Consider the following 14,761-nt stretch of genomic DNA (forward strand, 5'->3'; position numbering starts at 1 on the left):
TTGGGTTTCCAATAGGTTTTCATTTTTTATTTTCTATTATGTCAGCGTGTATTTCAGATACACCTAGACCATATAAAGGCCCTGTTGTTAGTGTTTTAGTTTGGATTTTTTTAGGCGCTTTAATTCTTAGTTTTCCCGTTTCTTTATATGTCGATAATAAATTAAAAAGTATTGGTTATGTTACGTGTGATAAAAAATCTTTATTTGCACCAAATGAATATGTTAAAAACATAGTGTTATGTCAAGAAAAATAATATTATGTCACTAAGCATATATTACATTATATGCTTAGTTTTTTCTTATAACACTCTGTCTTCCCATATACTATAGGCAGAGGTTCCGGCTGTTATATGATTCCATGAGATTGATTTGTAATTTAGGACAACTCTTTCATATGGCATTGCATCAAAATCATTTATAGAATTCGGGTAGGTACAAGAAACGTCAGCAATTGTGGCTTCTGTAATCTTAACTTCATAAAAAAGCTCTAAATGCCCTAATTGACCTGTCCTGTAAAAAATAAATTTACCATCTAGTGATTCGTTAGAATCTATTGCCATAGCCAATAATGGAGATGATTTATCGATGGGTTTGATAAACTGTATGGGTTGATGGCTGACATTTTGTTGACGTGATATTGAATGATCTAAGCTGAGTATCTGTATCTTATCTTCGTGTCCGTGTTGATACCTATTCCCTATTGATTCTGGGGTTGAGCATCCAGCAGATATGAGACCTTGCTTCTTACCATTTAAAGTTAAATAAATCATATATGACATAAAATCACCTTCCTAGTTCTTTTAAATCTTAAAAAGATAAAATAACATACAAATTTAAGTAACCATACTAATTCAAAGCAAAAAATAAGCATTAAAAATACTTTTTGTTATCTTAATTTCAATAAACAATTTTTCTCTTTTATTCATACTAAAGAAGCACTGAGCTGGATGCGCAGTTGGGGATGAGGATATTGCTCGGTTATCCCCACTGGGGCAGGGGCATATCAATATGCTGGGACATTATACATTCACGTTACCAGAGAATATTTTGAAGGGAGAGCTAAGGCTATTAAATTTCAATTTAAACAACGAATTATCTCCTTAGCGTGGTTTTTAACACAATTGGCCCTCAAACTCCATATTTGCCCCCTCCTGCCTGTTAAGCTGTGAGCGTAGCGAACCCATAGCACGGAACATACATGTACTTGATAGTATAGCGTCTTAGATGATGATTTGACTGTTTTGTTTTTTAGATAAAAGAGTTGTAGGATGTTGTTGTATTATTCTTTTTTCTGAGTGGCGCGGCGTTAGCCGCTGCAAGCGAAGTCCTTTTCTTCTTTTTTCTTTTTGTTTCCTTTTGCGTCAATTGTTACTGTTTTTCCTTTGAACGTAGTGAAAAGGACTAACATCTTGCGTTGTGGCCTTTATTTAGAGGCCCAACGCGATGCTATTCCTTATTTATAAGGCTTTTTTGTTCAGAAATAACTTTCGAAATTAATTATATTCACAGGTCATTGTTCGAAATTAAATGAGGATTTATTATCCAATCGGCGAGTGTTAAGACAGATGATCTCTTTTAAGAGAAAAAAAATGACATAATCGTTGGAAACGCCCATGCTTCATTTGAACAAAAAACAATCCACTTGCGAGTAAAGTCAACGGAAAAACCGCGCCTGTGCACGGTTTCATTGATATGACGATTAAACCATCGATTAGGTGAGTATGACCCCTTCCTGTTCAAGCAAGAGACGATAAAACTGGTCTGAATTTTCCGCTAAATGCGGATGGTGTGCCTTTAACTTGTTCCGGGCAATATAAACCGCCGCTGGTGTTGTTGTATATTGCCACTGAACATACAAATCCCAGTATGAACGAGAGGTTTTATTTTTTTTCTGCAAGCGTGAGAGCGCCCGCTGAGTACCATTCAGTTCCGCTTCCAGATTCTCTGATTTAGGCTTATCCAAACCGTCAATTGTCTCTTCAATATGTTTGATGGCTTTCGCTTTTTCTTCCAGTAAATCAGGTGCAACAACAGAGCGTTTTATGTTTTTCAGTAGCTTACACAAGGCGTGTTTATTTCTGATATCAATTCCCAATCTTTCCATGCGTAATAAATGGCGCTGGTATTTTTTATTCAGATTTTCAAGCTGACCACTGTCAACGGCCCAGTTCTGAAAAGCGATCAGACTTTGCCGGATTTCCTCACGAGGAATGCCTTTAGAGATGAAAAAATCCGGTGTCAGCCAGATACGTACTGGTTTATTTTGTCCAGCGTCACGATCTTTATCCCGATGAACCACAAGATGCTTCATTTGTTCAAAGACAGAGAGTGCGTGTAAGGCAATATCATATGCTTTACGACCATTCTCATATTGATGCAGTACTCCCATTGTACTGGCAATAAATTCAAAGGGCACCATCACTTCAAACAGGTAATCATGGCCCGGAAAAAAATCGGCATGAGCGACTAATGCCAGTGCGAGCGACGTCATTGCTTCACGGCTTTCCGTACGGGCACGCACACGCATCGGCTTACGGGTATAATGGATATTATTTCGTTCAGAGTAGGGTATGTATCCCTTTTGTCGCAGGGTGATTAGGTCACTATCTCGCCACCAGTCGTGGCTTTTCAACGTACGAGCAAGACGCGCAGGCGTTCCCCTCGGAACCTGAATGTTTTGATTCGGTATATTACGCCGGTGGATTTTGGACTGCCCTTTTCTCAGGGCATTGGACTCACCACGCCGAGTACGAATAGGGTAATCAGAAGTTGATAGGGTGTGTTGAACTTTATACACAACCCCTGCACTTATGGCGGGGATCAAAAAGTTGCAATAGAAGTCTCATCGTTCTATACTCCTACACAGAAACCACAAACGATTTCTGCTCTATGATACCCCGTAATTCTGCTTCCTCCGCCAAGATGACTCAGATTATGGGGTTTCTGCTTTTTAGCCGCCAGTGAATTTCGCGTACTGACGGTATCTTAGTCACCTTTCGGCGTGACTGACCAGAAATTCTGATTTAAAAACACACATTAATGTCTATTAACTTTAGCACTCTAACGCTCAAGGATCAATTTATCCTCATGAGGGGGTACCAATTTTATAAACTTTGTGACATCTACGCATTATCTCTGTTTTTAAACGCATTCAGTACCCGATAAATGGTTGCTTCACCGAGTTTAAAATCCTTTGCTAACGTCCCTATTGTTACCCCCGATTGACGACGCTGATAAATGTCGTTTCGCATGGTATCATTTAATTTTGCGGGACGCCCGAATTTAACACCTTTTTCTATCGCTTTGGCAATCCCTTCTGCCTGACGTTCGCTGCGTAAGTCATTTTCAAACTCCGCAATAGATGCCAACATATTGAACATCAAACGACCTGCCGATGTTCGGGTATCAATATTTTGATCCAGAACAACGAGGTCAATATCTTCTTCCTGAAAGCGAGTTGCGATTTGCGACAAGTGCGTTACGGAACGAGCGAGACGGTCTAGTTTTGTTACAACCAACGTATCCCCGTCACGTAAATAATTCATACATGCTTGGAACTGTGGTCGATGCGCTGTCCGACCACTCCGTTTTTCCTGATAAATCCGTTTGCAGTCAGCCTGATTTAATTTTTCAAGTTGAATATCCAGACTTTGGCCTGTTGAGCTGACCCGTGCGTACCCGATCTTTGCCATATTTATCATCGCTCTAAAGACATTTGATTATTTATCATAGTCTTTTTGCGACCATATTTCATGCACTACCAAAAATATTTAGTACTTTTTGATAGAGTATTGAACATCAAGTAATACATTAAAAATTCCGAATCTCTTCTCATAGCGTGATCAAGAAAGACACTCATTTACTCATTCACTCATTTACTCATTGATTCAACAAAAGCAGGAAATGTTCTAGTGAATAAAAATGTTGAGTAACGTCGATTATTTCTGGAATTTTAATTTAATGTGTTTTCCCTGGTTAAGCAAAAATAGAAATGTTTGAAAATAAACGAGATAAGATTATGATAATTTTAAAAATATGTTTCCCTACATATGTGTTAATGTTAAGTATTATTACTCAGTCTAACAGAGTAAAAATTACTCATATTACGTATAAGAAATATATTTATGGGGGCATCTGTGAGATCCTCTACAAAATAGCTCATTAAAGATGATGCAGTTTATATTGCAGTCAAAATGATTATAAAAAACACTTATGCTATGTTTATCAATTCTGGGAATAAAGTTGACTATCATAACCGCAATATTGGAGAAAAATGACATATAACACTTTATAGTTAATAGAGGGATTGGACAGGTGAATTATTAGAGAATAAAGTTCACGATGTCCAAATAAATTGATTTATTCAGGAAGAAATTTTCTGTATTTATTAAAATACAGTATATCAATTTGCCATTCATGAAAATGTAAAATTAATTTTTCTTATACCCTGAGTCTTATCCTTTTCATGATCGGATATATTTTTTGGATATATGTAAATGGCTATTTTTCTAACGTGAAAGACATTGACCCCCTGAAAAAACTTTCGGGTATATAGTTAGCTATGTTATTTTCATAACAATAATCAACTAAATCCCTCTTACATTTTATCCCTGTTTTTTGATATATATTTTGAATATGATTGGCGATTGTTCTTTGGGATAAAAATAACCTTTCAGCAATTTCTTTAGTCGGAAGCCCCTGTAGAATATAAAACACTATTTCCCACTCTCTTTTACTAAAAAATTCTGAGGGTGGTGTAAAAACTAATGAGGTTTGCACATTTATTTTGTCTAGCCTTTCGAGTGTTATCGTATCTACAGGTCTGCCATGAAAGATAGTTCCTCGGCATACCCCATTTTCATCCATTAATGGATACTTATCACAATACCACGGCTGAAGGTAGGGAAGGTTGTCAAAAGCATGAATTTCAATAGAGGTCACTCTATCTTCTAATGCTTCAACTCGCCTGTCCTGTCTTTGAAATTCATCCTGAAAATTTGACGTGCATGACGGAATTTCACCATCAAAACGACCTTCTATATTATATCCTTTAGGTAGACAAAGTAATTCATTGTGTTTTTTATTGGCATAGATAAACCGTGAAGTGTGGTCTTTCGCACCCCAGGCATCATTACTCTTCTCCCAAAATTTAATTAACGGCATAATTAAACTTTCTATTGATCTATTCATACGTTACCTTTTGCATGTCTTCCTGATTAACAATTTATTCTCAAGTTTATAATTTATATTAGAAACAATATTCCCCCTCTTTGTAGCTTTACGTTATCAGATTAAATGTTTAATTGAAAACACTCAATATTAAAAATAAATAAGAGGTAACAGATTAATTATGTAATTTTTTAATCTGAATGAGGTGTAATTTTTGATGACTAACAATTCGATTATAGGATAAAGAGGAAATGGTTATCGCAGTTCACTTTGACACTCTTGGAAGGTGATGGAATGTCAATTCACAACATAATGAAGACCTTCAAGGATAATCCCTCCCCATAAGATACCGCGCCAAAAGGCACAACACGGACAGGTATAGGCAGAGCCAACGAAGAACGAATACACATATCCGAGTGGGGAATGCCATCCACATAAAACGCGTTTCAGCAAAGGAATTTTAGTGTTCATTAACGATATCCTGCAGTTCAATCAATGCCTTGCCATAAATAAGACTGCTCTCGTCATCATACTGACGCATCAATTCCTGATAATGCGCAATCGCCGCTTCATCACCGTCATAAAAGGCTTTGTCCAATGCGCCATTAAGTTGTGATCGTGTCAGGCCCTCAACGCGCAGATTACGCATTGCCTTTGCCCGCTGGTTTTCAATCTTAGCAACCGGATCGTTTTTCATCAGGACATTATATGAACCCTCATCATTCAGATTGTTAAGACGACCTGCCGCAGTAGCCTGAGTAATTAACTCACGATATTTTTGTGTGACAGCATAGTTATTCGTTTTGTACCGATAAGCACTCGTCGCCGTCTGCAGGATAGCATTATCTCCCCATCCAACAGGCCGAAGGGGAGGCGTCGTGGTATTACGTACCATGTTATAAATACCACCGAACAAAGATGAGAGCAGCGCATCCGTTCTGGCCGGGGAAATATCGACCATACCATTCGATTTTTCATAGAAGAAACGAGTCATGTCTTTAAGAAACTCCGGTGTGGTCGTCTTGCCACGTTCAACGTTTGCCGGAGTCGTGATCTGTTTGCCGCTCCAGTCTACCGGATACTTATTATCGACTTCTTGCCCGAACTCGTTCACACCCATTCCTATCGTGATAAGCGGCTGGGCGGCTGTCGGTAGCATCATTCGCGTGACAGTGTAACTATCTACATCACCGGCAGGCTGAACGGGCACAAAGGTTTCTGCTGCAGAACGAAGGAGTGACCCAACGGCTTCTCCCATGTCTATTTTTCCGTGTCCTAACAAAACGAGGTTCTGTATCGAGAGCATAAAAGGACGTACTTCATAAGGCATTTCACCACAGATATCCCCGAAACAGATAGACTTCTTGCGCGACTGACTACGGGCGAACTTTGAGCCGCCATCCGTATCTTCATCATCGGGATCATCAAGCGCCGATTGTGTGGCAGCGGCAGCCAGAATGCCTAATCCCATGAGACCGAAGCGACCCACTTGTGTAGACATAATACTGGATATTAACGGCAACGATTGCATTCCTGCATTCCAGAAAGCAAAAAATGCGGGTAAGATTTTACCTGAACCGTGTCGGGTAAAGTTACCCGCCAGATCACGGGAACCTTTGGCCGCTTGTGTAATCAAGTCCTGGTTATTTGCAGCCCACTCATCCAGTTCTTTCTGTGTCATGTTCCGAAGATCACGACCAGACTTATATTCCAGAAAATTTAAAAACGCAGAATAACGAAAGACTTCATCACTGGCATGAACAGCACGAATAAAACGATAGTGCATATTTACGGCTGCACTTCCTAATCCCGGAATGCCTTGTTGTTGGAGAATATCTATGGGGTTAGTTGCCGTCTCCGCATTGAGACGTCGGCTAACTGCATCCAAACCATAATAAGCTCCTGCATTATTGCCAGCACCGACCTTTGCAAAGAGCTTTCGCATTGGGTTATCGGTTTTCATGGTGACGCGATCCCGCATAATTTCAGGTAACAGCCGAACAACATCGACAAGTGATTTTGTTGCGAGAGTATAATGGTCACTGGCAGACATATTTCGGTCAAAGGCCCCGGAGAAATTCAGCAACGTTAGCACCGTGTTCCATACCGGTGTTTTTAATAAAAACGATGGACTATAGGTTGTCATATTAGATGCTATGTAACCTGTTATGGTACGAAGCATTGTCAATAAAGGTGCCATCTCCGGTTTCTGAATTGCCCGCAGCAAATCTTTCCCAAAGCGGGTTTGGGTATCGACGACAATTTTGGCTTTCTTGTCACCTAAAAATACCCACACGCCATTTTTATCATTCCATTTCTGGTTTGCTACCGCAATCACATTACCCGCATCATCACGTTCCAGCTTATGGGTTTCCAGTTTAAACAGATCGGCCATACCAAGACTGTTCACCATTTCGTAGAGTGCACGCAAAGCGTTATTACGAGCAACATTGGCATAACGAATTTGCATTTGATGCAGCATATTCGCCACCGGATCGGCGGCTTTGGTATAACGTCCCTGAAAGGCTTTATGGATTGACGGTCGTTTTTCACCAACAGATAGCAACGGCACATAATTATAGGCTTGTTTCATACGATAATAACTTTCCGTCGAAATCAATCCCGATTTACGTTCCTCATCCAGTAGCATCTGATTAATATCCCGCATGGGTTTAAGAATGGACTCGATTTGTGCCTGTTTGTCTTCGGGCAACGTGGACAGAAATTCATACGCGCCTTCAAGCCCTGAATATGTTTTCCCTTTATTATCTGTCCAATGAAATGCCGTGGGGTTTTCATGAATACGGGTAGGCACCCCCATTAAGACCAGTTCCTTTTTTATCTGATCCATTTCAATGGCTCGTTGTGCATAAGCATAGTCATGGAAAACGTTATACGGAATGCCAATAGCTCGCAGACCATCAATGATACTTTGCTCAATTGTATTCAGTTCGGCACCTGGACGGCCTGTCACCGCACGAGCACGGGCCATTCCCTCAGTCAGTTTTTCATACAAATTAAGCGGCTTTCCATCGGTTCCCCGGTATCCGAGTCTGTCTGCGATTCTATCTATTGCTTTCGTCGGACTGAAAACATCTACGTTGGTCGCCCAAAAATGACTCCACAGACTGGACAGCTGGGTAGTGACTTCTTTGGCTATGGTTTGCGCCGTTTCACTACGTTTGCCGATAGAGTCCAGAACCTTATCGCTCATATCTACAAACGCTTGACCATAGAGATCCGACTGACGAATTTCCCCCACAAGCGGCGCGGTAGGATTTTCACTGATGTCGCCTAACCGTGCACCATAATTATCCGCCGCCCATTCTGACGCTTCATTCGCAGTATCAACAATGTGCTCACGAAACGGCACATTTTCACCGTCAATTGTGACCTTATAGCGCCCACTGGGTAACATATCGATACGCCCTATGTATTGCCAGTCTCCCGAATTTTCGAGCGGTATCCGCAAAATACCCGAATTAAAGTTCTTACTGCCCGCAATACCAAAATTTTTAAATTCGCCGGCAAGTTGTCCCGATACAGGCATAATATCGGCCCCAACAATCAAACGGGTGAGACCAATAATATCGGACAGATTATCGAATTCTTTGGGTTTCAAACCTAAAAACCGGCGTACGGCATCAACCAATGAACCAAAGGCTTTGCGAAATTTCGGAATGGCGTGTGTGGCAAGTGGATTAGTTCGCAAATAAGCCTGCAGTTGGGGATTGGAAAAGGCTTCGGAAATAAACTCATCAATCGATCTTTGTGCATACTGCAGACCATCGGGTAAATTCCGTTTCTTCGCAAATTCACTGTACATCATGATGAGGTTCGAACGCGCTTTCACTTGCTCAGCACTGAGTTCGAGTATGCGCTTTTCATCATTGAAGACCTGATAGAGTGCATGGTGGGTCGCTTCGTGGATCAGATAATAAGGTTGGTCAGCAACCTTATCCCGAATGTAGATAGTCGCATTAACAGGATCATAGGTCGCGTTGACTTCCGCATTACGGACAACAATAGGTTCTGCTGTCAGTTCAATATTCACCGGATACGTTTTGCGTGTGGCTTTCAGCATATTCATCAGCTGCTGTACAATCGGGCTAGTATGCCCGTTGATTTTGACTGCTTCCAGTGCGCCGAGAATATCGCCCATTTTCAGTCGAGTCAGCATGTCAATATTCGGCTGACTTAAGTATGACCCGACTTTAATCTCCCCCGCCGGTAAAGATCTCCCCAATGCTTCGGCCTTAAGCACCTTTTCTGCCAGACGCATTCCGGCCTGATAGGCTTTCGGGTGCACTGTTTCATAGGCCGCTAAGATATCATTGAGAATAGCCCGATTACGATACAGTATACCCGAAGTCATCCCCTCGGCTTTCGCCTTGCGTTCGGCCAACAAAGCTACCATACCGGTGGCATCATTCACAGCTGGCAACGCCAGTCGTGTATCACGGTCATTGACCAATGCCCCCACATTTAACGGATCACGTGCATCAGGATACTTACGCAAGGTTTCCGCAAAAAGCTGTACACGTTGAGATAAGGCAGTCGTCGCTGTATGCGTTGCATCGGGACGCGCCGATGATATTAAGGAATTTTTCCTTCGTTCCTGACGAATGAGATTATTGGCAGCAGCGACAGATTGTTCCTCTGCAAGTCCACGCATGATTTGGCGTTTGCGTTGGTTTAACCGTATTTTCGGTGTCTGCGCGAACATTTCATCCGTATTAATGAGTGCGTCTTCCTCACGTCGTAGACGTGCTTCTGTCCGGCGCAGATGATTGTAACTCTGGCTTTCACGTGGCCCTAAATTTTCCGGCGTTCGCATGGCCTCTAGATGCGCGAATACCTCGTCTTGCCTGTCCCGCAAATTACGCACATCCTGTAACTGCGCGGCCCGTGCTTCCTGACTAGCCTCTTGCAAACGTTGTTCGTAAGCAGGCAAAAAGCTCGCCAATTCCAGCGACGGGCTTTTTTTCTCCCCGGTCGCTTTCTCGTATGCTTGTGCCAGATATTCATTGGCGTTTGTCCGCAACTGAGTGGCCCGTTTTTGTGCTTTGATGGTATTAACCGTTTCGGGCATTACAGCAATCTGCTGGTCAATAGCATCAGCAAGGAGGGTTTGTTCTGCAGCCAAACGTGCAAGTTTGTCACTGTCTGCTTTTGCCAGTTCAGCTGCGGTTACTTTTTGTCGTGCTAGAGTCGCAAGTTCAATATCACGGAGCACTTTGGCTTGTGTCTGCGCCTCTTCCTGACGTAAATGATCGGTCAAACCCAACGCGGGATCATCCACGGGCATCACCGCAAGCATTTTCTGTAATGCGGTATTGGCCGAAATGCGTTCAGTACGGATTTGTGCCAATTTTTCATCCAGTTCTTGGATGCGTTCTGCGTCTTGCTCTGTGCGTAAGCGAGTCAATAATGCTTCTTCTGCAGCGCGTTTAATGCGGTCTGTCTGCTCTAGATGATACAGGGTATTTGCCCGTTCTTCGGGTGATCGGTTCTTAGCCCAGTCAATAAAACTGCCATCATATTCCGCCATTGTTAATGGTGTTGTCCTTTGCCCTTTATCTTCCAATAACAATTGGGGCGGCACTAACTCCATCACAGATGCGGTTTCATTTGGCTTCTTTCGTAATGGATCATTATCGATAGCAAAAATTTTATGATAGCGCTCCAGATATGCTGGGTGCATATCCAATGACTGATTACCAAATTCTTTTTGCAGGATAACCGCATCATCATGGGCGGTCGGGCCATACTGTTCTTTATCCGCAATCGGATTATTGTCTATCAAATGACGATAGCGTTCTTCCAAACTGGTACGTTCAGCGGCCTGCTGTTCTTTTTTCGCTTTACGAAACAGACGTGATCCGCTGGCATCCATTGCCGCAAGACGTTCCTGCAGGTTCGCTTCCAGTGACCCATTCAATGCCTGTTCCTGCTGCGCAATATCTTTTCTTCCCGCCTCATCTGCCAACGGCCACGCTTCTGCCAGTTGGGCTTTCGATTCCATCGCATTATTAAAGACCGTTTCATCCCGTGCGATCCGTCCCAGATTCGCGTTCTGTTGACGGGCATGAAGTGCTCCTGGAATACCACCGGTAAAGGGCGCATAGACACCTGCCGAGGCCATCGCCTGAGTGACTTTTTCCCAGTCCACCAGGTTAGCATTAAATTGTCCGTTTTTATCAAATCCCATTGTGAGTGCCGCATCTAAACCTGACGAGGGCATATTACTGGCTGCATCAACCGCCGCTGACCCAAAATAGGACTTTAAGATACCTTTCGCCCCCTTGAGATCGGCGGCTTTTCCAAACCGTAATAATAAATTCTCAGGGTTAATACCGTAGGTATAACCAAATTTAGACAACGCGGCATCCACCAAACCTTTGCCAAAGACTGCTGCACGTTGCTCTGCAGAAAGTTTATAATCGTTCTTTTCTCCCATATTTTGTGCTGTATGACCTGCACCCAATAAAGCATCTGCTGCCACCTGTGAACGTAACATCATTTTGGCACGCTGTTTTATCGTCTGTTCAACAGCTTCTTTTCCTAACAGTTTTGCGCCACCTTTAGCACCTGCCCGTAACAGAAAACCACCGCCTAATGAGGGTAAAATCAGAATGGCCGCATCTTCTCCCAATCCCGTAGGATTGCTTGCCATATGGGCTACCGCTTCCGCGTAACGACCTTGTTCAAGCAGTTCATCGCGTCGTTTCACATAATTTCGACGAGACGGTGTTTCGGTCTTTTCACGCGTATCTTTGTCAAACTTATGCACACTTTCCGCTATCTCTGATGATAAGGTTGACGGAGCGAGGACGTTTAATAATCCCGCGCCGGCATCGACCGTACCGGTAATGGCTTGTGCAACCGTGGAACCTACGCCCTGCCAGAATCCCGATGCCAGTTTACTATTTTTAATTTTATCGTTATTAACGGTAAAAAGTGCTCCATTAATTTTACTGGCAGGTTGCGCTAACTGCGCTTCGGTAAACCGTCCTGGGAAACGTTCGTTGACTTCCTTATAAAGACTGTCCAACATTTCATGTTGCGTCTCCTGAGATTTATCGCCAAAGTTTTTTGCCCGTAAATAACCCGTCACATTGACGAAATTATCCGTCGGAAAAAGATTCGGATCGTTCGTATAATCCGGCTTTGGTAAAGGACTCGTCTGCGTATTACCGAGACCGTTTTCCTGAGCCAAAAGCGTTGCTACCAACGCATTATTTTCTTCACTGAGTTGTCGGGCCAATGGGTTGGTAATTGTCTGAGAAGATTGCATCGCAAGTGCATTGCGCTTAATGAGGCCAATATTCCCACTACCATTGACTAAAGGCACTTTTAATGGGTTTATTGCCATCACGTTACCCCTTGCAATAAGCGATCAATCTCTGCCGCCGTCGCTGGACGTGTACCAAAAAGTCCCGCTAAAGGCACTGGTGGTTGTCCGTTATCATCATCAGAACTGGCAATACGCTGTACTCCCGATGTCATCCCCTCGGTGCTTCCATCGGCTTGCATGAAGGGCGATGTGTCTTGTGGTAACTCATACCCTACACCGAGCATTTTTGACATATCACCCAAGCCAGAAAATTCTAAATCTAATCCGTTTTGCGCGGTCGTTGGTTGTGCCGTTGATAGACCATACTGTTGCAGCGTTCGCGTAATCGCCGGAGAATAGTTCACCAATCCCAGATTCTGATTTGTTGGCGTCCCCATAAACTGCCGAATTCTGTCTACATAATTTCGTGTGATTTGGGGCAAACTGGCAAATGAACGTTGACCACTCATCAATTGTTTCAGACGCCCATCCCCCGCATTATAGCCCACGGGAATTAAGTCCCACGGTACACCACGACGACGGGCATCTTGTATGTACTCCGCAACTCCATTAATCGACTGTTGCGCATCGAGGGGATCACTTATGTTATAGGCTTTACGGTAAGCGGGCGTTAATTGCGCAATGCCCAGCTCTCCGGCTGCGCCCGGCGTGTCGAGGCCCTTAGCTAGTCCCCACCTCGATTCCACACCCAAAATACCCTGAATTAAATCTGCCGCCTGGGGTTCCAGACCATACTGCTGTACCGCTTGATGAACTTTAGGTGCATAATGTTCCATACGTGAAACGTATTGTGGATTATTTTTCCAGTACCCATCGGTAAAAGCCATCAGTTCCCCCTTAACCAAGTCCGACCTTATTAGGATCAGGATTTCCCAGCCCGTAATCACTCTGTAGTTTTTCTAAGAGTTGTTGTTGCATTTCTGAGGGTAATTGTTCGAAAGGCACCTGCGGCAGCTTTATGGACTGTGACTTTCCACCCCGATTTAATTCCAGTTGGGCTTTATTGATATCCGTCAACAGCTTCATTATCTTGAGTTGATACAACGGATCGTTCGCCAGCGCCGGATTGCCTGCTGTTTTCGCCATCAACGCATCTAACGCCGCCATCTGTTGTGTATAGGTCATATCCTGCTTATACGCTGCATCGGCTCCAATACTTGTTGCCGTCAACATAGGCGGCATATTGGCCGATATTTTCGCGGCGACAACGGAACCATTCGGTAATCGGATAAGGGTATTCCCATCTGTGCCATGTCCATAGGCTTGCGGTGTGGTGGCAAGTAAGTCTTGATTGACTACTCCCGCATTCGGGTCAAGATAGAGCTGTCCGTTAATCTGATTATTACCCAGCACACTGGCTTGCATCGTAGAATTGGCTAATACGCGATCAAACACCCCATACGCATTCTTAGACGCCTCTGTCGCGGCTAAATTTGCATCGGCCCGTGCCAGATAAGGATTCTGCGTTTTTCCTAATGTTTCTCCATACCGCTGTTGCCAGTAAGGCGACTCCTGCATCCCTCTGGCTTTTAACAGGTCTTCTTGCTGCACCAATTGTGCTGGCGTTGTTCCCATCAGATTAGCGTAACTTTCTAAGCCACCAATACTGTCTTTTGGCATCCCATAAATGCCGTTTTCCGTCATATAAACGGGATGTCCCCCATAATTCGTTGTCGGGTTATAGTTGACTGTTGTCGGAGCACGTATGCCTAATGCGTCTGCCATGTGCTCCGCACTCAGCTGACGTCCCGGTGCTATCCCGGCTTTTTGGGGTAATGGCGTATTAATACCTGGGTATTCCCGCTGCGGTACGAGCTGTGACGATCCTTGCGTGGTCGGCAGCGGGGTATTGATACCAGGAAGAACCGGTGGTTCCCGTGTGGCTGTAGACGATATTGGCGGTATACCATGTTCCTGAATAATGGGATCTAATAACCGATTCAGGGCTTGCGTATCTGTAGGTGAGGGGAGACTGGAAACAGCATCGATATCTGTGAACCCATGACGCTGCAAAGCGTTTCCCAGCGCAGTTAACCCCTGTCCCAAAAGGCTATCTTTAAACGGTTTATGATTGTCGGTAAACTGGGACTGACCTACCATATACTGCGCATAACCTTTATTTTCAAAGTACGGTCTTTTCGGGTCATAGACAAAGCCCATTGTCTTTGCTTGATCAAACAACGCTTGATCTTGAGGACTGATATAAGGCGCAATGGGTGTCGTGTTTGCCATACA

The 14,761-nt window shown here is 43.5% G+C and carries 9 protein-coding genes; 1 reads left to right on the forward strand and 8 read right to left on the reverse strand.

Going from position 1 to position 14,761, the window contains the following annotated elements:
• Positions 1-254: DUF1240 domain-containing protein (locus tag AAC855_RS17900; RefSeq protein WP_340611385.1), on the forward strand; the 254-nt coding region annotated here is incomplete at its 5' end.
• A 45-nt stretch (positions 255-299) separates the two neighbouring features.
• Here AAC855_RS17900 and AAC855_RS17905 read toward each other — a convergent pair.
• From AAC855_RS17905 to AAC855_RS17940, 8 genes are all read right to left on the reverse strand, one after another.
• Entirely contained in the window at positions 300-779 is a 480-nt protein-coding gene (locus tag AAC855_RS17905; protein WP_340611386.1) for an Hcp family type VI secretion system effector, read from the reverse strand.
• Positions 780-1,711: 932 nt separating this feature from the next.
• On the reverse strand, positions 1,712-2,797 hold the full coding sequence (locus tag AAC855_RS17910; RefSeq protein WP_340611387.1) for a Replication protein: 1,086 nt from the start codon (positions 2,795-2,797) through the stop codon (positions 1,712-1,714).
• Positions 2,798-3,122: 325 nt separating this feature from the next.
• Positions 3,123-3,692, reverse strand: coding sequence for a recombinase family protein (locus AAC855_RS17915; protein ID WP_340611388.1), 570 nt, complete (start codon positions 3,690-3,692; stop codon positions 3,123-3,125).
• A gap of 808 nt (positions 3,693-4,500) precedes the next feature.
• The gene (locus AAC855_RS17920; protein WP_340611389.1) at positions 4,501-5,190 is read right to left on the reverse strand and encodes a helix-turn-helix transcriptional regulator; all 690 of its coding nucleotides are present in this window, start codon (positions 5,188-5,190) and stop codon (positions 4,501-4,503) included.
• Positions 5,191-5,466: 276 nt separating this feature from the next.
• Complete coding sequence (locus AAC855_RS17925) at positions 5,467-5,640, reverse strand: hypothetical protein (protein WP_340611390.1); 174 nt, start codon at positions 5,638-5,640, stop codon at positions 5,467-5,469.
• On the reverse strand, positions 5,630-12,544 hold the full coding sequence (locus tag AAC855_RS17930; RefSeq protein WP_340611391.1) for an LPD38 domain-containing protein: 6,915 nt from the start codon (positions 12,542-12,544) through the stop codon (positions 5,630-5,632). Before AAC855_RS17930 ends, AAC855_RS17925 begins: the two co-directional genes overlap by 11 nt.
• Positions 12,544-13,353 (reverse strand): transglycosylase SLT domain-containing protein, encoded by an 810-nt coding sequence (locus AAC855_RS17935; protein ID WP_340611393.1) that lies wholly within the window; start codon positions 13,351-13,353, stop codon positions 12,544-12,546. The genes AAC855_RS17930 and AAC855_RS17935 overlap by 1 nt, the downstream gene beginning before the upstream one ends.
• 10 nt (positions 13,354-13,363) lie before the next feature.
• On the reverse strand, positions 13,364-14,758 hold the full coding sequence (locus AAC855_RS17940) for a hypothetical protein (RefSeq protein ID WP_340611394.1): 1,395 nt from the start codon (positions 14,756-14,758) through the stop codon (positions 13,364-13,366).
• Positions 14,759-14,761: the final 3 nt, after the last annotated feature.

Origin of the sequence: Xenorhabdus bharatensis, from assembly GCF_037996705.1 — a bacterium.
GTDB lineage: Bacteria > Pseudomonadota > Gammaproteobacteria > Enterobacterales > Enterobacteriaceae > Xenorhabdus > Xenorhabdus bharatensis.

What these genes read in the sequence shown, in the direction of transcription:
- AAC855_RS17905 (WP_340611386.1), bottom strand. Translation starts at nt 779, where the DNA reads ATGTCATATATGATTTATTTAACTTTAAATGGTAAGAAGCAAGGTCTC.
- AAC855_RS17915 (WP_340611388.1), bottom strand. Translation starts at nt 3,692, where the DNA reads ATGGCAAAGATCGGGTACGCACGGGTCAGCTCAACAGGCCAAAGTCTG.
- AAC855_RS17920 (WP_340611389.1), bottom strand. Translation starts at nt 5,190, where the DNA reads ATGAATAGATCAATAGAAAGTTTAATTATGCCGTTAATTAAATTTTGG.
- AAC855_RS17925 (WP_340611390.1), bottom strand. Translation starts at nt 5,640, where the DNA reads ATGAACACTAAAATTCCTTTGCTGAAACGCGTTTTATGTGGATGGCAT.
- AAC855_RS17930 (WP_340611391.1), bottom strand. Translation starts at nt 12,544, where the DNA reads ATGGCAATAAACCCATTAAAAGTGCCTTTAGTCAATGGTAGTGGGAAT.
- AAC855_RS17935 (WP_340611393.1), bottom strand. Translation starts at nt 13,353, where the DNA reads ATGGCTTTTACCGATGGGTACTGGAAAAATAATCCACAATACGTTTCA.
- AAC855_RS17940 (WP_340611394.1), bottom strand. Translation starts at nt 14,758, where the DNA reads ATGGCAAACACGACACCCATTGCGCCTTATATCAGTCCTCAAGATCAA.